General features: G+C 57.2%; 20 protein-coding genes. 13 read left to right on the top strand and 7 right to left on the bottom strand.

The window, feature by feature from the left end; all coding sequences use genetic code 11:
• Positions 1 to 100 precede the first annotated feature (100 nt).
• The 5 genes from VEI50_11180 (at position 101) to VEI50_11160 (ending at position 4,721) form a co-directional block, all read left to right on the top strand.
• Positions 101 to 1,492 carry a cytochrome ubiquinol oxidase subunit I gene (locus tag VEI50_11180; GenBank protein ID HXX75683.1) on the top strand — a complete coding sequence of 464 codons (1,392 nt, stop codon included), beginning with the start codon at positions 101 to 103 and terminating at the stop codon, positions 1,490 to 1,492.
• Between the two features lie 14 nt (positions 1,493 to 1,506).
• Positions 1,507 to 2,541, top strand: a complete 1,035-nt coding sequence (gene cydB, locus VEI50_11175) for a cytochrome d ubiquinol oxidase subunit II (protein HXX75682.1) — start codon at positions 1,507 to 1,509, stop codon at positions 2,539 to 2,541.
• Positions 2,542 to 2,653: 112 nt separating this feature from the next.
• Complete coding sequence (locus VEI50_11170; protein HXX75681.1) at positions 2,654 to 3,580, top strand: cytochrome b/b6 domain-containing protein; 927 nt, start codon at positions 2,654 to 2,656, stop codon at positions 3,578 to 3,580.
• Positions 3,581 to 3,777: 197 nt separating this feature from the next.
• Complete coding sequence (locus VEI50_11165; protein HXX75680.1) at positions 3,778 to 4,551, top strand: molybdopterin-dependent oxidoreductase; 774 nt, start codon at positions 3,778 to 3,780, stop codon at positions 4,549 to 4,551.
• The gene (locus tag VEI50_11160; GenBank protein ID HXX75679.1) at positions 4,533 to 4,721 is read left to right on the top strand and encodes a hypothetical protein; all 189 of its coding nucleotides are present in this window, start codon (positions 4,533 to 4,535) and stop codon (positions 4,719 to 4,721) included. Before VEI50_11165 ends, VEI50_11160 begins: the two co-directional genes overlap by 19 nt.
• Here VEI50_11160 and VEI50_11155 read toward each other — a convergent pair.
• Positions 4,707 to 5,189, bottom strand: a complete 483-nt coding sequence (locus VEI50_11155; protein ID HXX75678.1) for a YbaK/EbsC family protein — start codon at positions 5,187 to 5,189, stop codon at positions 4,707 to 4,709. The two genes, VEI50_11160 and VEI50_11155, sit on opposite strands and share 15 nt — an antisense overlap.
• A gap of 691 nt (positions 5,190 to 5,880) precedes the next feature.
• Here VEI50_11155 and VEI50_11150 point away from each other — a divergent pair.
• A complete protein-coding gene (locus VEI50_11150; protein ID HXX75677.1) occupies positions 5,881 to 8,562 on the top strand; it encodes a glucosidase in 2,682 nt (893 codons plus the stop codon).
• Positions 8,563 to 8,607: 45 nt separating this feature from the next.
• Here the strand turns inward: VEI50_11150 and VEI50_11145 are convergent, their stop codons facing one another.
• Positions 8,608 to 9,204: a hypothetical protein gene (locus VEI50_11145; GenBank protein ID HXX75676.1), complete on the bottom strand. Its 597-nt coding sequence runs from the start codon at positions 9,202 to 9,204 to the stop codon at positions 8,608 to 8,610.
• 221 nt (positions 9,205 to 9,425) lie between these two features.
• Here VEI50_11145 and VEI50_11140 point away from each other — a divergent pair, with 221 nt between their 5' ends.
• Positions 9,426 to 9,644 (top strand): hypothetical protein, encoded by a 219-nt coding sequence (locus tag VEI50_11140; GenBank protein HXX75675.1) that lies wholly within the window; start codon positions 9,426 to 9,428, stop codon positions 9,642 to 9,644.
• Between the two features lie 8 nt (positions 9,645 to 9,652).
• A complete protein-coding gene (locus VEI50_11135) occupies positions 9,653 to 10,168 on the top strand; it encodes a hypothetical protein (protein HXX75674.1) in 516 nt (171 codons plus the stop codon).
• A 34-nt stretch (positions 10,169 to 10,202) separates the two neighbouring features.
• On the opposite strand, the gene VEI50_11130 is transcribed toward VEI50_11135, so the two are convergent.
• The 4 genes from VEI50_11130 to VEI50_11115 all read right to left on the bottom strand — a co-directional run bounded on the left by VEI50_11130 (position 10,203) and on the right by VEI50_11115 (position 14,321).
• Positions 10,203 to 11,114: a carboxypeptidase-like regulatory domain-containing protein gene (locus VEI50_11130; protein HXX75673.1), complete on the bottom strand. Its 912-nt coding sequence runs from the start codon at positions 11,112 to 11,114 to the stop codon at positions 10,203 to 10,205.
• A gap of 11 nt (positions 11,115 to 11,125) precedes the next feature.
• Positions 11,126 to 12,139, bottom strand: coding sequence for a hypothetical protein (locus VEI50_11125; protein ID HXX75672.1), 1,014 nt, complete (start codon positions 12,137 to 12,139; stop codon positions 11,126 to 11,128).
• A 257-nt stretch (positions 12,140 to 12,396) separates the two neighbouring features.
• Positions 12,397 to 13,668, bottom strand: a complete 1,272-nt coding sequence (locus VEI50_11120) for an NAD(P)/FAD-dependent oxidoreductase (GenBank protein HXX75671.1) — start codon at positions 13,666 to 13,668, stop codon at positions 12,397 to 12,399.
• A 107-nt stretch (positions 13,669 to 13,775) separates the two neighbouring features.
• Positions 13,776 to 14,321 carry a hypothetical protein gene (locus VEI50_11115; GenBank protein ID HXX75670.1) on the bottom strand — a complete coding sequence of 182 codons (546 nt, stop codon included), beginning with the start codon at positions 14,319 to 14,321 and terminating at the stop codon, positions 13,776 to 13,778.
• 203 nt (positions 14,322 to 14,524) lie between these two features.
• Between VEI50_11115 and VEI50_11110 the strand changes: the two genes are divergently transcribed.
• Positions 14,525 to 15,097 (top strand): hypothetical protein, encoded by a 573-nt coding sequence (locus tag VEI50_11110; protein ID HXX75669.1) that lies wholly within the window; start codon positions 14,525 to 14,527, stop codon positions 15,095 to 15,097.
• A gap of 8 nt (positions 15,098 to 15,105) precedes the next feature.
• Here the strand turns inward: VEI50_11110 and VEI50_11105 are convergent, their stop codons facing one another.
• Complete coding sequence (locus VEI50_11105; GenBank protein HXX75668.1) at positions 15,106 to 15,816, bottom strand: tetratricopeptide repeat protein; 711 nt, start codon at positions 15,814 to 15,816, stop codon at positions 15,106 to 15,108.
• 355 nt (positions 15,817 to 16,171) lie between these two features.
• Between VEI50_11105 and VEI50_11100 the strand changes: the two genes are divergently transcribed.
• The 4 genes from VEI50_11100 to VEI50_11085 all read left to right on the top strand — a co-directional run bounded on the left by VEI50_11100 (position 16,172) and on the right by VEI50_11085 (position 20,346).
• On the top strand, positions 16,172 to 16,579 hold the full coding sequence (locus VEI50_11100; protein HXX75667.1) for a response regulator: 408 nt from the start codon (positions 16,172 to 16,174) through the stop codon (positions 16,577 to 16,579).
• Positions 16,580 to 16,620: 41 nt separating this feature from the next.
• Positions 16,621 to 17,964 carry a GAF domain-containing sensor histidine kinase gene (locus tag VEI50_11095; protein ID HXX75666.1) on the top strand — a complete coding sequence of 448 codons (1,344 nt, stop codon included), beginning with the start codon at positions 16,621 to 16,623 and terminating at the stop codon, positions 17,962 to 17,964.
• A gap of 364 nt (positions 17,965 to 18,328) precedes the next feature.
• Positions 18,329 to 19,681: an ATP-binding protein gene (locus VEI50_11090; GenBank protein HXX75665.1), complete on the top strand. Its 1,353-nt coding sequence runs from the start codon at positions 18,329 to 18,331 to the stop codon at positions 19,679 to 19,681.
• A 5-nt stretch (positions 19,682 to 19,686) separates the two neighbouring features.
• The gene (locus VEI50_11085) at positions 19,687 to 20,346 is read left to right on the top strand and encodes a response regulator (GenBank protein HXX75664.1); all 660 of its coding nucleotides are present in this window, start codon (positions 19,687 to 19,689) and stop codon (positions 20,344 to 20,346) included.
• The last annotated feature ends 132 nt before the right edge of the window (positions 20,347 to 20,478 follow it).

Raw genomic sequence — 20,478 nt, 5'->3', positions numbered from 1 at the left:
CTAGGACTCCGCCAATGCTTTGCTCAGTGCCATGCTTTTTTGCAGTGAGCGAAACGATTCGGGTATGCTGTAAGGCCTCCCGGTATCATGCGGCGTCGCCATGTGGGGCTCCACGCCCCTCCGCTTTTCGATTCGTCAACACGGGGACTTCATGGAGAGCGCGCTTTTCTACGACCGTCTGCAATTTGCGATCACCGCCACCTTTCACTATCTCTTTCCGCAATTGACCATGGGGTTGGCTCTCCTGCTGTTCTTCTTGAGGAGTAGAGCGCTCCTGACCGGCGACGAGCATTACCATCGCGTGGCTCGCTTCTGGACGACGATCTTCGCCTTGAGCTTCGCCTTCGGCGTCGTCACCGGGATTCCGCTGGAATTTCAGTTTGGCACCAACTGGGCGAAATTTTCCAACTTCGCCGGGGGCGTCATCGGTCAGACGCTGGCGATGGAAGGAGTGTTCGCCTTTTTTTTGGAATCGTCGTTCCTGGGAATTCTCCTCTACGGGGAAAACCGATTCAGCCGTCGCACGCAATGGTTCGCCTCGCTGATGCTGTTCCTCGGCTCGTGGCTGTCGGGTTATTTTATTCTCGCCACGAATGCCTGGATGCAACATCCCGTCGCCTACACGATTGCGCCGGATGGACGTCTGTTCGTCAACAGCCTTGTCGGCTTGCTCACCAATCCCTGGCTCCTCTGGCAATTCACGCACAACATGACGGCAGCGGTCGTTACCGCCTCGTTCGTCATGGCGGCCGTCGGGGCACTCTATCTGCTCTCGGAAACGTACCAGGACTACGGTCGGACGTTTGTGCGTACCGGCGTGGTGGCCGGCGCCATCGCGTCCGCCTTAATGATTTTCCCCACGGGCGACGGGAATGCGAAACAGGTGTTCGAGTATCAACCGGTCAAGGGTGCAGCCTTCGAAGGACTGTTCCGTACCGAGCGCGGCGCCGACTTGCTTCTAGTCGGCCAGCCGAACATGGAAACCATGACCATCGACAATCCGATTGTCGTGCCCGATGCACTCAGTATTCTGGTGTACAACCGGCTCTACGCCAAGGTGAAAGGGCTCGATGCCTTTCCGCGGAAGGATTGGCCCGATAATCTGCCGCTCCTTTACTACTCGTACCACGTCATGGCCGGCCTGGGGACCATGCTCGTATCCGTGATGGGACTGGCGCTGCTCTGGCTATGGCAAGGACGGCTCTTCACCGCCAATTGGCTGCTGTGGCTGCTCCTCTTGTCAGCGCCGTTTCCCTACATCGCGACGACCGCCGGATGGATGACCGCCGAACTCGGTCGCCAGCCCTGGCTGGTCTATGGCCTGCAGCGAACCGCAGAAGGCGCGTCGCCGCTTGTCCATTCCGGTAACGCGCTGTTCACGCTGCTCGGTTTTCTCGGGCTCTATCTGGTGCTCGGTATTCTCTTTCTCTTCTTATTCGTTGAAACGCTTCGGCACGGGCCGGCAACTCGTTCGACCGGCCACGCGGCATAGTCGGAGCACGTCAGATGGAAACATTCTGGTACATGGTGGTGACTGTGATGCTGGGGATCTACGTCGTCCTCGACGGATTCGACTTTGGCGTGGGCATCGTCTATCCCTTTCTGACACGAACGGAACAGGAGCGGCTGACTGCCCTGGGTGCGATCGGACCGGTCTGGAACGGAAATGAAGTCTGGCTGTTAGCCAGCGGCGGGCTGCTCTTCTTTGCGTTTCCGAAGGCCTACGCTGCCGGGTTCAGCGGCTTCTACCTGGCGTTGATCATCGTGTTGTGGCTGTTGATCGCCCGCGGGCTTGCGCTCGAGCTGCGGTCGCATGTGGACCATGTGCTCTGGCGACAGTTCTGGGACCTGGCGTTTTCCGGTGCCAGTATCCTGCTGGCGGTGGTGTTCGGCGCAGCGTTGGGCAACCTGATCCGTGGTGTGCCGTTGAGCCGGGACGGCTACTTCTTCGTGGCGCTCTGGACCGACTTCATGACGGGACCGGAACCGGGGATTCTCGATTGGTATACGACCCTCATGGGACTCGCGACCGCCGCAATCCTCGCGTTCCACGGCGCCAATTATCTGGCCATGAAATGCGACAGTGAGTTGCGAACCCGGGCGAGTCGCGTTTCAAAGTTGAGCGGATTGGTCGTGGTCGGGTTGGTCGTCCTGGTACTCGCGGCGACCCCTTTCGTACAGCCGACCTTCCGACTCAATTACGCCGCCCATCCAATCGGATTTGTCTTCCCATTGATCGGCCTGGCAGCCCTGGTCGGTGCGTTCCAGTTCAGACGGCGTGACGAAGATTCCGCTGCATTTGGCGCCTCGAGTCTGTTCATTCTAGCGATGCTCGCCAGCACCGCCTGGGGATCCTATCCCAACATTTTGATTGCCACGACCGATCCAGCCAATAGCCTGACGATTACCAACGCGGTCGCCGGTGCCTATGGGCTGCAGGCGGCTCTGTGGTGGTTCCTCATCGGGTTCAGCCTGGTGATTGTCTACCAGTTTTATGCGCACCGTGCCTTCTGGGGCAAAGTCAGGTTGGACAAACACTGATCGAGTCTTCGTGTAAGATTTCTCTAAGGTTCCTGGAAGGATGATGGCCTACCCTGCTCACCGAATGGCGATGTATAACGAATTCAGCCGCCTTCTTACCAAGGAGCCTCCAATGGTACACCTCCAACAATCTGAGCCGAGCCTGAACGACGATCCCGAAACAGCGGGCAAGCCGCTTCCTCCTTCAATGACCGTCACGCCTGAAGCTTGTGAACGAACTGATCCACCGGCCCAGACAATCGAACAAGTCTATCGCCACAGGCTTCCGGTGCGTCTTGGGCATTGGCTGAACGTCGTCTGTTTGTTCATCCTGATCATGAGCGGGCTGCAAATCTTTAATGCCCACCCTGCACTCTATTGGGGGAATCGTTCCGATCGTGACAAGCCGCTGCTCTCCATCCGCCCCATGAAGACCGAGAGTGGCGAGACGCGAGGGATCACCAGGATACTCGGACACTCCTTCGACACAACCGGCGTGCTCGGCTACTCGAATGGCTCCGGCCACGCCTTTCCCGTCTGGGCCACGATTCCGAGTGGCCGCTGGCTTGCCATGGGGCGCCAGTGGCATCTGTTTTTCGCCTGGGTGTTTGTCATCAACGGCTTGCTCTTCATGGCCTACGCACTGATCAGCCGGCATGTCACGCGCGATTTGGCTCCGACCGGCAAGGATTTGCGCAAGATTGGAAAGGCGATCAACGACCACGTCCGGCTGCGACATCCGTCGGGGGAGGAAACCAAACGCTACAACGTCTTGCAGAAGTTGGCATACATGGGCGTGCTGTTCGGGCTGGCGCCGCTGATCATCCTCACCGGTTTGACTATGTCTCCGACCATTGACACCGCCTTCCCATGGCTCCTGACGATCTTCGGCGGCCGCCAGGCAGCGCGCACCATTCATTTCATCGCCTGTTTTGCCTTCGTCGGGTTCATCGTCATCCACGTATCACAGGTCATCCTGACCGGCCTGTTTAACAATCTTCGTTCCATGATCACCGGATGGTTTGTCGTCAAGCATACCGGAGTCCGCCATGAAGCCTAGCAGGACGTTGAAAGAAGCCGCCAACTTCGTTCTCGCATCGTTCAGACCCTCGACGTACCCCAGGGGGTACGCCTCGGCCCTTCGCCCGCTGCGGCCTTGTTGGACGTCTCCTTTGAACGTCCTGCGGGACGGGTATCCGACCTTTCCGGCACTCCACACTGCTATCTCTTCGAGTTATTAAAAAACGGAGAACACATATGGATTCACATAAACGCGCTATGGAACGCCGTCAGTTGTTGAAGGGTACGCTCGGGGCCGCAAGTCTGGTCGCGCTCGCCGGCTGCGACAATTTAACGCAGAGCAGTTGGTTTCCATCGATCCTCAATAAGGCCGAGAAACTGACCGATCGTATCCAGCGAGCCGTCACGCCGGCGAACGCCTTGGCGAAGGAGTATGGCGAATCGGAGGTATCGCGTGTGTTCCCGGCCAACGGCAATATCGATCCTGGCACTGCCGACTATGCTGCCCACATCGAGCAGAATTTTTCTGAATGGAAGGTAGAGCTCGTCGGACTGGTCCGGGCGCCGATGAGCTGGTCTCTAGCGGCAATCAAGGAACTGCCGGCGCGGACACAGATAACCAGGCACGATTGCGTCGAAGGGTGGAGCGCCATCGGAAAATGGACCGGTGTTCCGCTGGGTGATTTGATGCGGCAAGTCCAACCGCTCCCGAACGCGCGGTACGCTGTCTTTCATTGTGCCGATGTTGATGACGAAGGCGTGGCCTACTACGAAAGCATGGCGGTCGCCGACACCTATCACCCCCAGACGATCCTCGCATATGAGCTGAACGGCACGCCGTTGGATGTCCCGCACGGAGCCCCGTTGCGCCTCCGGTTCGAACGGCAGCTGGGGTACAAGCATGCCAAGTACGTGATGAAGATCGAACTGGTCGAAACCCTGGCCGGCATTGGAGATGGACGTGGCGGGTATTGGGAGGATCAAGGGTATGAATGGTATGCGGGGATCTGAGGCAAGCTGGTGGCCAATTCATCGCGGCTCCAGCCGAAATTCGTCCGACGATCGCGCTCGTGATGAAAAAGGGAGACAACGTGGTCGCGCGTCTCACCGTCGCTTGGCAGCTCGACTTCGAGCAGGCGCTCAATTCGTCTGATCTATTCGAGACCCTACCCGACCGCTGAGGGTGAGCGGTGAAATTCCTCGACCACCGGGAACACAAGTGTGGCGAAGTCCCAGTACCGCATGCGGATCGCTTCAGAATGGGTCCCCGCTTCGAAGACGATATACTCGTCCTCCGTGAGCGAGCGATCGACGTACACCGGCAGGCCGTAGAGGGGGCCGAACGGCGGCATCGCACCCAGCTCGCAATCCGGAAAGAGCCCCTTGAATTCCTGCTCCGTCGCGAGTCGAACGTGGTTGGTCATGAAGACGTCCCGGAGGCGGTGGAGATCAACGTGCAAGCCGGCCGGGAGGACGGTCATCACATACCGGTGGTCCACCTTGAGGATCACCACCTTGGCCATCTCCCGAACCGGCGTCTGGAGCACCTCGGCAAGCACGGCCGCGCGATAGGCCTCTCGGTGGGGCAACACGTTGTAATAGACATGTTCCCGGTCAAGATATTCTTTCAAAGTCCGCGAGATGGACATGAGTACACCTCCTGAGGTGATGAGCGACCCTCCAGAGAAGGTCGAGCCTGGAATGGATGAGAGGGACTGTTGCCTGGCGAATGACGGCGTGTGTCTGGCGAGAAGCGAGTCTCACGATTGCGACTCCACACGCTTGCCGGTGAGTGGATGAATAACTGCCAGTATACTCCGTCGACAAAGTGAAGTCTTGGGGGAAAATACACATGAGAGGTACGAAGTATTCCCCGACTGCCACTGACAGAACCCTCGCCCTCAAGCAACAAGAGGGTCTTCTCCTTCAGGTCGGCGGGAATCCCTTCCGTTCACCGGGAACCCGTATGGGAATCACGACTGGCCGGTGATGTATCTGATTGACAAGCAAGGCACCATTCGATACGTCAGCATCGGCGAGGGCGGGTACCAGGAAACCGAACGGCTGATTCAAGGCATCTCAGCGGAACGATCATAAGACTCCGCGACCGTCGCTCATCCGGCGTGCCGGCCAACAGCCGCAGAATCCCCGCTGAACGTCCTCGTGAGCCCCACAAAATTCCTCACCAAACAGATAACGCCCCGATCGACGGTTCCGACCGACGGGAGAACCATTCGCTGTATCTATCAGAAGCTTGCAACCACAAGAGTCACACACTAGCATTGTCAGAATGAGGTTGCCTCGCCGTCTATTCAACAAGACATTTCATTGAGGAGTCATATGCTTCGTCCGGACCGAGACATTCCGTCGAGCCCGCCGTCACTGAACGCGGAACAACAGCGACTCGACCAAGACGCCCACAGACATCAGCATTGGAAACGATGGGGTCCTTATCTCAGTGAACGTGCGTGGGGCACGGTGCGCGAAGACTATAGCCCCAATGGCGCGGCCTGGGACGCCTTCCCTCATGAACACGCCCGCTCACGCGCCTACCGTTGGAACGAGGACGGTCTGGCGGGTATCTGCGATCGCCACCAGATGATCTGTTTCGCGCTCGCGTTGTGGAATGGACGAGATCCCATGCTCAAAGAACGGATCTTTGGTCTGACCGGAAACCAAGGCAACCACGGCGAAGACGTCAAAGACTATTACTTTTACCTGGATTCCACGCCGACCCACTCTTATATGAAATACCTCTACAAGTACCCGCAGGGCGAGTTCCCCTACACGTACCTCCTCGAAGAAAACCAACGACGCGGACGGAAGGATTTGGAATTTGAACTGATTGATACGGGCGTCTTCGAGGGAGACCGCTACTTCGACGTATTTGTGGAATACGCGAAAGCCGCTCCAGAGGACGTGCTCGTCCAGATCCAGGTCATCAATCGCGGATCCGATGCTGCTGAACTGACGGTGCTCCCGACCATCTGGTTCCGAAATACCTGGTCGTGGGGGCTTGATCTCCGCCGGCCCCGGTTCCGCAAAGGAGAGCCTTTCACAGATGCCAGTGTCATCGAATGCGACCATGATTACTACGGGTACCGCCGTCTTCTCTGTCAGGGCGGTCCGGAGCTGCTCTTCACCGAGAACGAGACGAATACAAGGAAACTGTATGGTGATCCGGACGGCTCGCGCTATGTGAAGGACAGTATCAACGATTACATCGTGCATGGAGACAAGGGGGCGGTCAATCCGGATCAAATTGGTACGAAGGTGTCCGCTCACTATGTGCTGAATCTTGGACCAGGCGCGACCTCGACGATCCGGCTCCGGTTTACCAATCATTCAGAGAGTGTCGCCGTGTCAGGAAAGGAGTTTGACGCGGTCTTCGCGCAACGCCGCCGAGAGGCGGATGAATTTTATGGCGGTCTGGCTCCCTCCGATTTGTCCGAAGATGCCAGACAGGTGCAACGGCAGGCGTTCGCAGGTCTTCTGTGGAGCAAGCAGTTCTATCACTACGACGTGAACCGTTGGCTGAAGGGTGATCCGATGGGACCCGAACCGCCTCGGGAACGACTCCACGGCCGCAATTCTGACTGGACCCACCTCTTCAACGCCGACGTCATTTCAATGCCGGACAAATGGGAATATCCCTGGTACGCCGCATGGGACTTGGCTTTTCATTGCATCCCCTTCGCGTTGGTCGATCCGACGTTCGCCAAGGAGCAGCTCGTTCTGATGCTCCGCGAATGGTACATGCATCCCAACGGACAGATCCCGGCGTATGAATGGGCCTTCGGCGACGTGAATCCTCCGGTCCATGCCTGGGCAGCCTGGCGTGTCTACAAGATCGACAAGAAACGTACGGGCATCAGCGACCGCGTTTTCTTAGAACGGGTCTTCCACAAGCTGCTGTTAAATTTCACCTGGTGGGTGAATCGTAAAGACACAGAAGGGAAGAATATCTTTCAAGGCGGCTTTCTCGGTCTCGATAATATCGGCGTCTTCGACCGTAGCGCGCCGGTCCCGACCGGCGGCCACATTGAACAATCGGACGCCACCAGCTGGATGGGCATGTATTGCCTCAACATGCTGACGATCGCGCTGGAACTCGCACGCGACAACCGCGCCTATGAGGATGTCGCCAGCAAGTTCTTCGAGCATTTCGTCTACATCTGCCGGGCGATCAACAACATCGGAGAGGAAAAAATCGAGCTCTGGAACAAGGAGGACGGCTTCTTCTATGACGTCCTGCACCTCCCTGACGGACAGAACCATCCCCTCAAGGTTCGCTCGATGGTCGGGTTGATTCCGCTCTTCGCCGTGGAGACGCTAGAATCAGACCTGATCGACAGTTTGCCGCGATTCAAACACCGGATGCAGTGGTTCATCGAGAATCGTCCTGACTTCGGTATCCATGTCGAGACGCAATCAGCCGACGGAATCGTCCGGCGGTTCCTATCGTTGGTCAGTCGCCACCGGCTGAAAAAAGTGTTGCGATACATGTTGGATGAGCAGGAATTCCTGTCTCCCTATGGCGTCAGAGCGCTGTCGCGGTACCACAAGGATCATCCCTACAGCCTGTCGGTCATGGGGATAGAGCATCGGGTGGACTATGAACCCGCTGAGTCCAGCACCAACCTCTTCGGAGGAAACTCAAACTGGCGTGGTCCCGTGTGGTTTCCGGTCAACTACCTCATCATCGAGTCGTTACAAAAATTTCATTACTACTTGGGAGACGGCTATAAAGTGGAATACCCCACCGGCTCCGGTCGGATGGCGACGTTATGGGAGGTGGCGGGCGAACTCTCCCGGCGCCTCACGCATATCTTTCTGCGGGATTCCAGCGGCCGACGGCCGGTCTTCGGCGGCGTGGAGAAGTTTCAGTCCAATCCTCACTGGCGCGACCTCGTCCCCTTCTTTGAATACTTTCACGGCGACAACGGCGCCGGCGTGGGAGCAAGTCATCAAACCGGTTGGTCCGGCCTTGTCGCAAAACTGATTCAGCAGTCCGGGGAATAAGCGTGATGCGTGAAGCGTGTCTCGCGAACGACAAGATACGAGCAGTTAGGGGTGCGGACCAAGGTTCTCCCGCTCCAGGCGTGTCGCACAAAATACCTGCACCGGATCATCGGCTGCGTCGGGGTCCACACCATCCCAGAGGACTGATCGTACGTTCCAGCGGATGAAAGGGTAGAACACAATGGCCGTTGAGGTTACCAGAGTCCCCAGCAGGGGGTTGAGGATCTCATCTTCCTCCATTCTGGTCTGCACGCGGCGAGCGACACGGCCGTACCACTCTACCGCCTCTATCTGTCGATTGTGTGCGGCGACGACCTGTCGATACAGCGCCCGCTCTTCTTCCGGCTCCGACACCCGACCTCTTGAGCTCTCTTCGCGCAGAGGTATGGGTGCAAAAGCACCGGGAGGAGAAGAAACGTGACTGACGAACAATGATCGCACCGAGGAGTCTTGCAGCGCCTGTGCACGGTCGACGCGAGCCTGTTGAACGCTGTGCCATCTCTGCTCGGCAGATTTGAGATCGTCATCCGCCTGCCAGACATCCAACATCATCACGCTCATACAATTGACCTCGCGTGCGCGGGTTGTCGACAGACAGCCGACCAGTAGACAGGCCACAAGGGAGAGAAGGAGAGCCCGCATGCATACCCTCCAACAATGCCTCTACTCTATGCTTCCCAAGAGCTTGCTTCAATAGGTCGAACAGAGGGGACGGACGCATAAAGTGGAGAGCAGACGAGGTCCCTTGCCTCGTTTTCCTCAAAAAGACGTAACCGATTATTAACGCACCTATGACACGGGTGTCATACTGCGTCTGTACGTTAACAAGCGAATCAAGCCACAGTGTGACGGAAGGAACGCCCATGATGTCAACGCTGGAAGAAAACGAAGCGCTGGTGATGCATCACCTACAGACGGTTCATCCGGTGATACTCGACCAGATCGTTGAGGACATACCGCAACTGTCGTGGAACCAAATCTTCGAAACAGTCGATACGCTAAGCCGTCGCGGCATCATCTCTTTGCGACGCCGCGGCTACGAGTACGAAGTGTCTCCCATCCCGCAGAACATCGTCGCCTAGCCCCGCCGATGTCGAGCCTGGGGCTTCATCTTCACGAAAGGCAGATCGGCGCCATGTACACACAGGCCGTGCCGGCAGATCAGACTTGCGTCGTTCGGCACCACGACACCTCTTCCGCGATCGTGGTCCTGTCATCCAGCCTCGCCGTCCTCTATGCCAGCCGTGGCGGAATGACAGTATTGCGCGATCTCAAAGGCACCAACGAAGGAGAGTCTCTACAGATTCCCGCGCCGGTGCTCGCGTATCTGGCGGATGGAATCCTCAAACACATTGATGTCCGACGCATGTTGCACTTATACGAACCGTTCTCGATCCCCTGTTCGATACAGGGACCTACCGGAACCTGGTATTGCCAAGCATTCGGGCTGCCTTCTCGCGACGAAATCGATCGATCGCGCATCGTGATGCTCTTCTCGGACAAACCGCCTCGCGGTGACGCAGCGGAGGGACTGAAACCGCTGTCGGCCACCTCAAGCAGTCCGGCCCTGATTGAGATTCCTCTTGCTGAAGCAAGTGTCATCTAATAGCGAGCGCAAACCGCGCCGCGAAACGGGGCTGCTAATCTGAAGGTCGAGACTCCCCTTTCCTTTTCTGCAGTTCAAAGTTGACTTGTGCCGAACCGCGTTCATCCACAACGATGTCTGCTTCGGCGCGGCCAGCAAACGGATGCCAGGCGACAATCCTGTGCCGTCCCGGCGGGACGCCCTTGATCACAAAGGTTCCATCGTCCGTGGCTTTAGCGTAGTAGGGGTTGGTCACGAACAGAAAGAAGGCCTGTTCCCATGGATGATCATCACTCTGGAGCCGAACTTCAGATCCCTTTTTTTCTTTATTCAAGCCAACGGGTTTGTCGAACCGTGACCCTTTTTCTGGCAGAAAAACGTTGAAGATGGTCTTAGATACTACTCCTTGCACCTCAAAGGCGTGTGCGTTATGGGATACTCCTTTGACTGCTTTTGGATCGTTGGGATCTGCATCAAGGTTCTCCACGCGCAGACTTTTTCCCTTCACCACCACCCCAGTAAACGGAGAGTACCTGCATCGTTCTATCACCACGTCCGTTCCAGGATAATCGGCCATGAATTTGTCATCCAAGATATCGGTGACGGCGACGATGGCCCCCTTGAGCTCTCCCTTCGCGCCAACCTCGATCGCCTTCAACATGGGGAAGTTACCGTCTACAAGCTCGCTCGGAGCGACCTTACGACAAAAACTGGAACGGGGTATAAGGTCTCTGTACTTGGGGTTATCCTTCAACTCCTTTAGCCAAGCGGGCTGTTTTTCTGGAGGCCCGCTGTAGGTCACTCGTCCCGTCACTCCATGGACGCCAGTGGAAGGCTTAGTCGTCTCAGCCAGCGTTGGCGACATCATTCCCGCAGCAAGGCCCAAGGCGAGGATCACTGATGCTCTGGATCGAATCGGGCTCCGCCGAATTCCGTCAATTGTTCTTTGTTCAATGTCGCCTTTCATGGTGTGTCTCCCTACCGAGTCGTTTTAGTGGAGACTCGGACAGATTTGCCGAGCGTGTTGAGTGTCACCGGAGCAGAAGTCTTCAACATGCCTCCGCCGCCGCTGCCAAAGAAGCCCCAGCATTGCACCCGGCCGTCAGCCAGAACGGCGCATGGGTGCGGGTCCAGAGCCACGACTGCGACGGCGTTGGTGATTCCCTTCACGGTCACCGGCACCAAAGAACTAGCGTAAGTATTCATCTTCATGCGAGGCACGGCAAAGTGAAGATTGTGTCCCCAGCACTGGACATAACCGTCAGCCAACACTGCGCAGGTGTAATTACACGTACTGGCCGCCACGGCCACGGCGTTAGTAATTCCGCTCACGTTGACCGGGACCGACGAATTAGTTGTTGTCCCATTACCGAGTTCGCCCTGAGCGTTGTGTCCCCAGCACTGCACCCTGCCGTCAGCCAAGACCGCGCAGGTGTAACCTCCGCCGCGGGAAACCGCCACAGCGTTCGTGATGCCACGGATATTCACCGAGACGGAAGAGCTGGAAGTGGTCCCCTCGTCCAACTTGTCAGTGTCCCAACACTGGACTCGGCCGTCCGCCAATACTGCGCAGGAGCCAGTTATTGTCACTGCGTTGGTAATTCCGGTCATAGTCACCGGAGCAGCAGAGTTTTCTCGCCAGCACTGCACGCGCCCGTCGGCCAAGATCGCACACCTGCCGGAGACCGCCACGGCGTTGGTGATCCCGCTGATAGTCACAGGTACCAACGAATCGGGCCTCATCCTGTCGCCGAGCTCGTCGAAAGCGATGTGTTTCCAGCACTGCACCGTGCCGTCCGACATCACCGCGCAGAAATGCATTGCTCCTGCTCCTAGTGCTATAGAAGCACCCCGGTTCATCTCGGCCAGCGCCGGAGCTACGGGGACTCCTAACAGGTTGAAGATGCCTGCCGCGCAGATCCACGTGACGGTAAACTTAATCACGCTCCGCCTAAGTCCGCCAATTGTTCTGCTTTTGTTCTCCCGCTTCATGGCTCGCCTCCTTGCGGGTGGCATGCCCCTAACAATTGCTCTTAATCTCCGACCTAATAAATGAGCATCAGTCATGCCATGCCTGGCTTTCACACTGAGCATTGAGAAGATCTTTACAACCGACTGATCTGACGATGAGTTCTACCTCAACAGGGAAACACGGTTTCGAGGAGACCAGCCCTCCCGCCAATGGTCGTCGCATCAGAACCGATTCACGGAATTATCGGATTGGATTCAGGTTCGAGAGTGAGGCCAGGTTACTTTTCAGGAGGAAACTGTCCTCGGGGGAGTTGTGGAAGTTGATAGATGACTCTCGCGCCGGGCTTGAACGTGATGTAGTACCACATCCATTCCAGCATCACCCGTACACGATTGCGGAACCCAATCAGGAAGAAAATATGAACGATGCACCAGAGCAGCCACGCCATGAGTCCGGAGAAGTGAAACGGACCGATCTGTGCGACCGCCTGAGCCCGGCCGATGGTCGCCAGCATCCCTCGATCCGCGTATGCAAACGGCCGGCGCTGCTCTGGAGGAGTTTCATATCGAATGAGCTTCGCAACATAGCGGCCTTGCTGCATGGCGACAGGAGCCAATGCCGGCAGCGGGTTCCCATCCGAGCCAATACAATGAGCGGCGTCGCCGATAACAAAGACCCACGGATCACCCGGAATCGTCAAATCCGGTCGGACCTTGACGCGGCCGGCGCCGTCTTGAGAAACCGCAAGCGACGTGAGCAGAGGCGACGCCTTATTACCTGCGGCCCAGATGATATTCGTGGATTGAATGAATTCGTCACCGATCATCACGCCATCACTGCGAACATCAGTCACCGGGCTGTTCAGCTTGATCGTGACTCCCATGCGTTCCAGCGCAGTAGCGGCGTTCGCGGAAAGATCGGAGCTGAAGCCGGGCAGAATACGAGGACCGGCTTCCACGAGCAGGATGGCGAGGTCCTCGAGACGCAGCGTCGGAAAGTCAGGCCCCAAAGCCTTCCGCCCGATCTCGGCCAGTGCACCGGCCAACTCGACGCCGGTGGGACCTCCACCAACGATCACGAATGTGAGTCGGGTTTCTGTCGGAGTGGCGGCTCGCTGTCGCGCGGCTTCCTCAAACGTCAGCAGCATCTTCTCCCGAAGTTGAACCGCGTCGGCCATGGTCTTGAGTCCAGGCGCGGACTGTTCCCACGAGTCGTGGCCGAAATAGGAGTGTCGCGATCCCGGCGCCAGGATGAGGACGTCGAACGCGATCGGCCCGCTCTCGCGTAATCGAAGCAGACGCGCTGCACGATCGATGGACAGGACCTCATCCATCATGACGCGGACATGGAGTCTCCGACGAAAGATGGTGCGGAGCGGCCAGGCGATATCGCCGGGAGACAGGGCAGCGGTGGCGACCTGATAGAGGAGCGGTTGAAAGAGATGATGATTCGTCCTGTCGACGAGCACGACATCGGCAGTGCGGAGCGATTGCGCGACTGTGAGGCCTCCAAAACCGCCCCCGATGATGACGACGCGTTTACGAGGCATGAAAGAAAAATAGCGATAGGCCGGCTCCGTTTCAAGGAGAAACCTGCAACGAAAGCAAAAAAAGGAACACGGGCCGCTGTGAAAGAAGCGGCTGGCGACGCTGTCGGTCAGTTGGAGAGGGAGCTCCGTCGAAGAAATTTCTGCATTTCCCAGAAGGAAGGGTTCGGCTCTGTCAATTCAGGATGTTCGAGGTCGATCTGAACATGGTAGGGAGGAATGGCCACGCTCTTGAATTGCGCGACCGGATACCAACATTCATACTTGAGCCCCCAGCGATCTCGATAACTGAGTCGGAGATACCCGTTGGTCATTGGCTTCGCGCGGAGCGCTGCATCCGGGCCTAAGACAATCGAGGCCATGTGTTTCTGTTGTCGTGGGCCATGAGGATGAACCTTCTTGATCGCGAAATTCCCCTCCCAGCCACCCAGATGCATCACACAATCATACGCGACTCCTCGACCCACGTTTTCGATCTCAGGAGAGAGAGTCAGGACGTTCCCCGCATTCATGGCCGAGAGATTGGAGATCCTCAGACTGGGTTGAGTCTCACGGAACTCCTTCTTGGTTCGGGCGACGAACGAATACACAGAGAAGGACGCGACACCGCACGCGACAACCAGAACAAGCAAGCCGATCAGCATCAACCAATCCATCGTCAAATGTCTGTTTAGGTGAACGATCTATTCGTCGAGTTGAAACGAAGAGAGGCTACGTTCTACAGAGCGCAGTGTCAACCGGATGACTCGACAGAGAGTGACATCTCGCGAGATCGACATTGCGTTCGAGAGGCCGGACCGACCTCACTTCTTTTCTTGATCCGTTGACCAACCATATAACAGTCAGCTACAAGCGCAACATGGTTCGACTCCGTCTGCTGATGCTATTCGGGCTCGTCTCCGGGCTGGTGCTTCTCCTCGTCACGATGAGTCCGGCAACCGGAGAAGAAAATTCTCGCCCTGTCCCATCGCCACCGACCTCTCAGATCTTTCGCGCTTCCGATTGGAAGGGCGCGACGGACGTCGCGTTCGAAGATTGCAAAGCCGATTCGGGCGAGTATGCGCTCTGGGTCTATGCCTTGGGCAGCCGGTGCGGTGTCCCGCGCGAACAGGCCGATCGAGTGGTCATGTTCCGCCAGCCGCTTCCCGGCGTCTCGCCGATCCGCACGACGTCCAAGTTGCCCGAAGGCCGGTACGCTGTCTGGCTCTATGGCGCGGGCGAGGCTGGGCACCCCTGGGTCAACTTGTGTGGGAAAACCTGCGTCAAAGGGGAACTTCCGTTACTTCCCGGGTGGGTACCGCTCGGATGGATCGAGGTGCGGGATCATCACTTACTGCTTCTGAAGACGTGGGAACAACCCTATGGACACCAACTCTACGTGCAGGCGATCGTCCTCTCCACAATCGACGCAAAACCGGACTGGACCCCGTGAACGGGGGGCTATCGACGAAACATTACGGCCAGAACCTTCTGCGCGGCTTGGATCGCCTGGTCACGATCGGAGTGATGGAGGGTGAGCGTCTCCAGAAGCGCGTGCGCGTCCGCATTGTCCGGTTTCAACTCGATCGAGGCGCGAAGCGCCTCTGTCGCACCTGTCACGTCACCCTGCACCATCCGGACCAGCCCTAAGTCCGCATAGGCTTCCGCGTCATCGGGCTTCATTCGTGTCGCGGTCTCAAAGGCCGCAGCAGCCGCAGGCCAGTCACTCTTCCCCATCAAGCCACGCCCTAACCAGTAATACGTCTCAGCATCCTGCTGTCCCAATTGCACCGCCTGCTCGAGGGCCGCAATCGCACCGGGGTAGTCGTGCCAGTCGAGCAGCAATGCGCCGAGATCGCGATAGGCATCACCGAGGCGGGGGTCACGTCGGAGAGCAAGACGATACTCCTCTGCCCCGCCGACCATATCGCCGCGATGGTGAAGAGCCTTGCCCAATCGATAGTGAGCGTCGGCAGTGTCCCCTTGGAACTCCGGCGACGCCCGCAACATCTCGCGCGATCGCCTGAACTCCGCTCCTAAATCCTCTTCGGTCGGCCCAGGTGTTGGGCTGTCGGCGTGTTGAACGGAATGGACAACGCCGCGGCCGGTGTCCGTGGGGACGGCGTGAGGCAGGAGGACGAGCATGGCGAGCCAGGGAACTTGCACGAGCATAGATGATTCTAGAAAAGCTGAAGGATTTCTTGCAACGAGGCGTACTCGACGGCGTTCGCATCCTTGTCATAGCGGTCGGATGATTGCGGCGCCTCTGTCATTTTCATCCACGTCCAACTCAGCGCAAGCGCCATCCTGAGGTTCTCACTCCAACGGTGTAGGCGAAATCCATCTGTCAAGCGATACGCTCGGACTCTTTACCCGCTTACCATAGCATAGCGAAGACGGGCACCCCTTCCGGCTCTCCCAGGTCCTCAGTCATTTTTTTGCAATTTCTTGTCAAACTGACAGTCGTAGGTAAGGATAGCAAGGACTATTACTGGTCAAGTTCATCGCAACCTTAAAGGAGGGCACTATGGGACTGGGCAGAATACTTGTTGTGGATGATGAGGCGCATATCAGAACGACCGTCAAAATGGTCTTGACCAAAGCGGGATATGACGTGGTCGAGGCAGAGGACGGGGAAAAAGGCATTCAGGCGATCAGGTCAGATGATAACGCGCTCATGGTAGACATGATTCTCTGCGATATGCAGATGCCAAAGATCGACGGGGTCGGGGCGATTGCCCATTTTCGAGCGCAATTTCCTTCCGTCCCTGTCGTCGTTATGACCGGCCACCCAGATATCCAAGCCGCCACGAAACTCATGAAGCAAGGTATCAAGGATTATCTGGTTAAACCCATTGAGAAGGAAAAGCTGCTGGCAGTCGTCGAAGATGCGGTTAAACAACATGTCCTGTTCAAGGACAACTTCCACGCCTAATTATTGCACCAGCTGACCGAGGCCGCCGAAAGGATGACTCGGTGCGTCCTGAGCAGAAACTGCCTGCGGAAAAGGCAGCACTTCAAGAGCGGCGTCGCGCTCCGCGACGAACGGTCGACCTTCGCGTTACCAACGGAAGTCGAGAATTAGAGACAGCGTTCCTCATCTCTCAGGCGCTTTCACGATACAACACGCTGGAAGATTTGCTTGCACAGACCCTGGACACCGCCTTGGAGGCCATCAATGCCGAAAGCGGGTCCATTCTGATCGCGGACGCCGCATCGCAACAACTCGTCAATTATCGTTCTGTCGGCGAGAAGCCTGTTCCACCTGGATCAGCCGTTCCATGGAATCACGGGATTGCAGGTGCCGTCTTCAAGTCGGCTCAGCACGCCATTATCGTGGATGCTGAGAAAGACCCTTCGCTGCCGGAAAGAATTGATAAATCCACGGGGTCCGTGATCAAGAATTTGGTTATCGTGCCGCTAAAACGGTGGCAAGGCGAGCCGATTGGGGTGATTGAAATCCTCAATAAGCGCGATCGTCAACTCGATGAAGACGACGTTGCTGTCCTCACAATGATTTCTTCGCTTGCTACGCCCGCAATCGAGGAAGCGAGGTTACTTGAAGCCAAGAAACTCGCGGAGGTGGCTCAATTGGCTGGTGACATGAGCCACGATATCAAGAACTTGCTCATGCCGGTCCTGTGCGGAGCGGAGTTGCTGAAAGACGAACTCGATGAATTGTTCGAAAAGTGGTCCGTTCGGAAAACGCCTCAGACGGAGAAAAGCCGGAAACTGTGCCACGAGGTCCTCACGATGGTCGAAGAGGACGTTCGACGAATCTCGGATCGGGTCCGAGAGCTTGCGGACTGCGTAAAGGGCATGACCTCGCCGCCCAGGTTTGCGCTGTGTCAGGTCGCGAATGTGGTGAGCGCGGTTTTCAAGACATTGGATCTGATGGCTAAAAAAAAGGGGGTGACACTCAGGAGCCAGAATCTCGATGGGTTGCCCGCTATTGAGGCAGACGAACAGCGGCTTTACAACGCCTTCTACAACCTCGTCAACAATGCCATATCAGAAGTTTCCGCCGGCGGCTCAGTCACCATTCTCGGAGAGGCGGCGCAGACAGCCGACGTGCTCGACATATCTGTCATTGATACTGGGCGTGGCATGCCTCCGGAAATCCGTGACAGCCTCTTCACCGCTCGTGCCATCAGCCGAAAATCTGGCGGAACAGGGCTTGGGACCAAGATCGTCAAAGACGTCATTGATGCCCATAAAGGTCACATCAATGTCGAGAGCACTGTTGGTGTGGGTACGACTTTCCGTCTCATTTTGCCGATCAGACAGGTGAAGGCCGTACAATCTCCCAGCAACGTGTGATGATTCTCCCTCCGTTCTCATCCACTCGATCTCCCTCGGAGTAAGCGGCACCCCTTACCACGCAAGCATCGTCCTCGGTCATGATTTCATTATGTTCCTTCCTGTGTTTTCCACCAGGACAGGGAATCAACCAAACCACCCCTCTCCTTTTCAACCACATTCCATGTTTCTCGTAATTCACGTCGCAAGAGATTCCTCCTCGTAGAGCTTGCATTTAGCCAGTCTTCTATCCTCAAATGAGCTCTCAGGCAAGAAACCACGAGTAGACCTGAGTGTGGCATGAGTCTTGTTTCTTAGCCGAACGGACAGCGACATTTGAGAAGGACACATGGCGGCCTCTAGATCATCAGACTAGAATACGCGAGTGCAGGCCGGTTTGGCGATCGCCCTTTTCCTCGGGTCTGTCGGCACGCTCCTGTACAACGCCTATACGGCTACGGCGCTCCCGCATCGGGAATTGCAGCTTCGTACCGCACTGCAAGAAGCGAGTCACCTCATGGCTCGTTCCGCAGACTCAGTCATTCAATCACTGTCCCGGCACGACTCAGCACAGTTGGAGGAACTGCACCGGTCGTTGACCGCGGTTACCAATCACACCCTCCTGAATTTTCCCCGCGTGGAAGGAGGTTTTTACCTCAATGACGTGGATCGGTTCAGCGGATATGGCTTCCCTACCGCTGACGTCGCGCATCCGACTGAGCTGCATCGAACTGATCCGCCGCCACTGGAAACCCCGTTAATTCGCCAGCAAGCCCAGCAGAGCCTGTCTGAACCAACCCCGCTGTTCACCATCCGAGACGTAGGGCCCAGCCGAGTCATGGTGGTGACCGAAGCAGTCGGTTCCCAGCGTCCCGCGCATTGGGCGACGTGGGTGATGGTGAGCCTCACAGGGCCTGAACAGCTGGAAAGCCGTCTTCGTTGGTATGAGGTGTCCGTGGGCCTGGCTTTGGCCGGCTTAGCCCTCTCGTTGGCCCTGACGTTCGCACTCTCTCGATCGCTAGCAGGACAACGAGCTGCGCACGAGAGACTCCGCGATGAATTGCGACGATCCGAGCAGCTCGCATCGCTCGGGAAATTGCTCGCCGGCGTAGCGCATGAGATCCGAAACCCCCTGGCCGGCATCCGTTCGACGATCCAGCTTTGGCAGCGGATACCTGATCAGGCTCACGTTGCGGGATCTATCGATGCGGTCGTGCACGCAACGGAACGGCTAAACGACATTCTGACCCGACTTCTCCACTTCTCACGAACAGAACATGCGGAGCGACGTCCAACTCAGGTGAACGACTTGGTTACGGAGACGATCAAGTTGTTGGAAGCGCAGGCCACCCCCCAGAGTGTGAGCCTTGAGTGCGATCTGGAACCGGGATTGCCGCTCGTCCCGGGATCTCCGGCTGCGTTGCGTCAAGTGCTGTTGAACCTCGCGACCAACGCGCTCCAGACTATGCCCAACGGCGGACACCTTCGCTGCTGCACTCGCCATCAAAGGCAGGCACAGGCCGTGGAGATCACCATCGCAGACACCGGACCCGGCATGTCACTCAAAGACCGGGAGCATCTGTTTGAGCCGTTCTTCACCACACGCCCGGAGGGGACCGGGCTGGGATTGGCGCTGTGCCGTGAGATCGTCCTCCAGCACGGCGGGCAGATTGAACTTGAAACTGACGCGCACCCTGGTGCAACGTTTCGTATCCTCCTTCCGATAGCCAACAGGTAGGAGCCATGCCACCAGTCCACGACGCAGGCACAATCCTCATTGCAGACGACGACCGGGTGATCCGGAGGAATCTCCGTGTGCTCCTGGAATCAGAGGGGTATCGAGTCGTCGAGGCGGAGGACGGTATGGACGCCTCCAAGGCGTTAGAAGACCCCTCCATCATGCTGGTTCTGCTTGATCTGAAAATGCCCGGATGCACCGGCCTGGATATCTTGAGAGATCACCAGGACCGGCTGGACGAAAGACCGGTCATTGTCATCACGGCCTTGGGTGGAAGCAGCGCGGCGATCGAGGCCATGAAACTCGGAGCTTATGACTACATCACCAAACCGTTCGATCTGGACGAAGTCTTGTTCACTGTTCGACGGGCTTTGGCACAGACGGCGTTGGTGGCGCAAGTGCAGGCGTTATCAAACGACGAAGAGAGCGAACCCCTCGTCCAAGACGAACTGGTTGGACAGACACCCGAAATGCTGGAGGTGTTCAAAACGATCGGCAAAGTCGCTTCGACCCGCGAGTCGGTGCTGATTCTCGGAGAAAGCGGCACGGGAAAGGAGTTGGTCGCGAACGCCATTCACCGCAATTCCGACCGCGCCGACAAGCCGTTCGTGAAAGTCAACTGCGCAGCACTCAGCCCGACCCTGTTGGAAAGTGAATTGACCTAGCCCCCTTAATCCGGTCCACCCTGTATGTTAGGGTCGGGCCAAAAGGAGGGCCATATGCCACGTTTCCGTCACACCGTCGAACAGATCCTCGCCAAATTGCGTGAAGCCGAAGTCGCCCTGAGCAAGGGCCAG

The sequence above is a fragment of the Nitrospiraceae bacterium genome, assembly GCA_035623075.1.
GTDB lineage: Bacteria > Nitrospirota > Nitrospiria > Nitrospirales > Nitrospiraceae > DASPUC01.
This window is presented reverse-complemented; position numbering and strand designations above follow the sequence as displayed.

Bases quoted from the DNA above. Each gene is read 5' to 3' on its own strand.
- VEI50_11105 (HXX75668.1), bottom strand. From the start codon at position 15,816: ATGCTCGTGCAAGTTCCCTGGCTCGCCATGCTCGTCCTCCTGCCTCAC.
- cydB (HXX75682.1), top strand. From the start codon at position 1,507: ATGGAAACATTCTGGTACATGGTGGTGACTGTGATGCTGGGGATCTAC.
- VEI50_11110 (HXX75669.1), top strand. From the start codon at position 14,525: ATGGTTCGACTCCGTCTGCTGATGCTATTCGGGCTCGTCTCCGGGCTG.
- VEI50_11120 (HXX75671.1), bottom strand. From the start codon at position 13,668: ATGCCTCGTAAACGCGTCGTCATCATCGGGGGCGGTTTTGGAGGCCTC.
- VEI50_11160 (HXX75679.1), top strand. From the start codon at position 4,533: ATGGTATGCGGGGATCTGAGGCAAGCTGGTGGCCAATTCATCGCGGCT.
- VEI50_11170 (HXX75681.1), top strand. From the start codon at position 2,654: ATGGTACACCTCCAACAATCTGAGCCGAGCCTGAACGACGATCCCGAA.
- VEI50_11125 (HXX75672.1), bottom strand. From the start codon at position 12,139: ATGAAGCGGGAGAACAAAAGCAGAACAATTGGCGGACTTAGGCGGAGC.
- VEI50_11180 (HXX75683.1), top strand. From the start codon at position 101: ATGTGGGGCTCCACGCCCCTCCGCTTTTCGATTCGTCAACACGGGGAC.
- VEI50_11130 (HXX75673.1), bottom strand. From the start codon at position 11,114: ATGAAAGGCGACATTGAACAAAGAACAATTGACGGAATTCGGCGGAGC.
- VEI50_11150 (HXX75677.1), top strand. From the start codon at position 5,881: ATGCTTCGTCCGGACCGAGACATTCCGTCGAGCCCGCCGTCACTGAAC.
- VEI50_11115 (HXX75670.1), bottom strand. From the start codon at position 14,321: ATGGATTGGTTGATGCTGATCGGCTTGCTTGTTCTGGTTGTCGCGTGC.
- VEI50_11140 (HXX75675.1), top strand. From the start codon at position 9,426: ATGATGTCAACGCTGGAAGAAAACGAAGCGCTGGTGATGCATCACCTA.
- VEI50_11155 (HXX75678.1), bottom strand. From the start codon at position 5,189: ATGTCCATCTCGCGGACTTTGAAAGAATATCTTGACCGGGAACATGTC.
- VEI50_11085 (HXX75664.1), top strand. From the start codon at position 19,687: ATGCCACCAGTCCACGACGCAGGCACAATCCTCATTGCAGACGACGAC.
- VEI50_11135 (HXX75674.1), top strand. From the start codon at position 9,653: ATGTCGAGCCTGGGGCTTCATCTTCACGAAAGGCAGATCGGCGCCATG.
- VEI50_11100 (HXX75667.1), top strand. From the start codon at position 16,172: ATGGGACTGGGCAGAATACTTGTTGTGGATGATGAGGCGCATATCAGA.
- VEI50_11165 (HXX75680.1), top strand. From the start codon at position 3,778: ATGGATTCACATAAACGCGCTATGGAACGCCGTCAGTTGTTGAAGGGT.
- VEI50_11145 (HXX75676.1), bottom strand. From the start codon at position 9,204: ATGCGGGCTCTCCTTCTCTCCCTTGTGGCCTGTCTACTGGTCGGCTGT.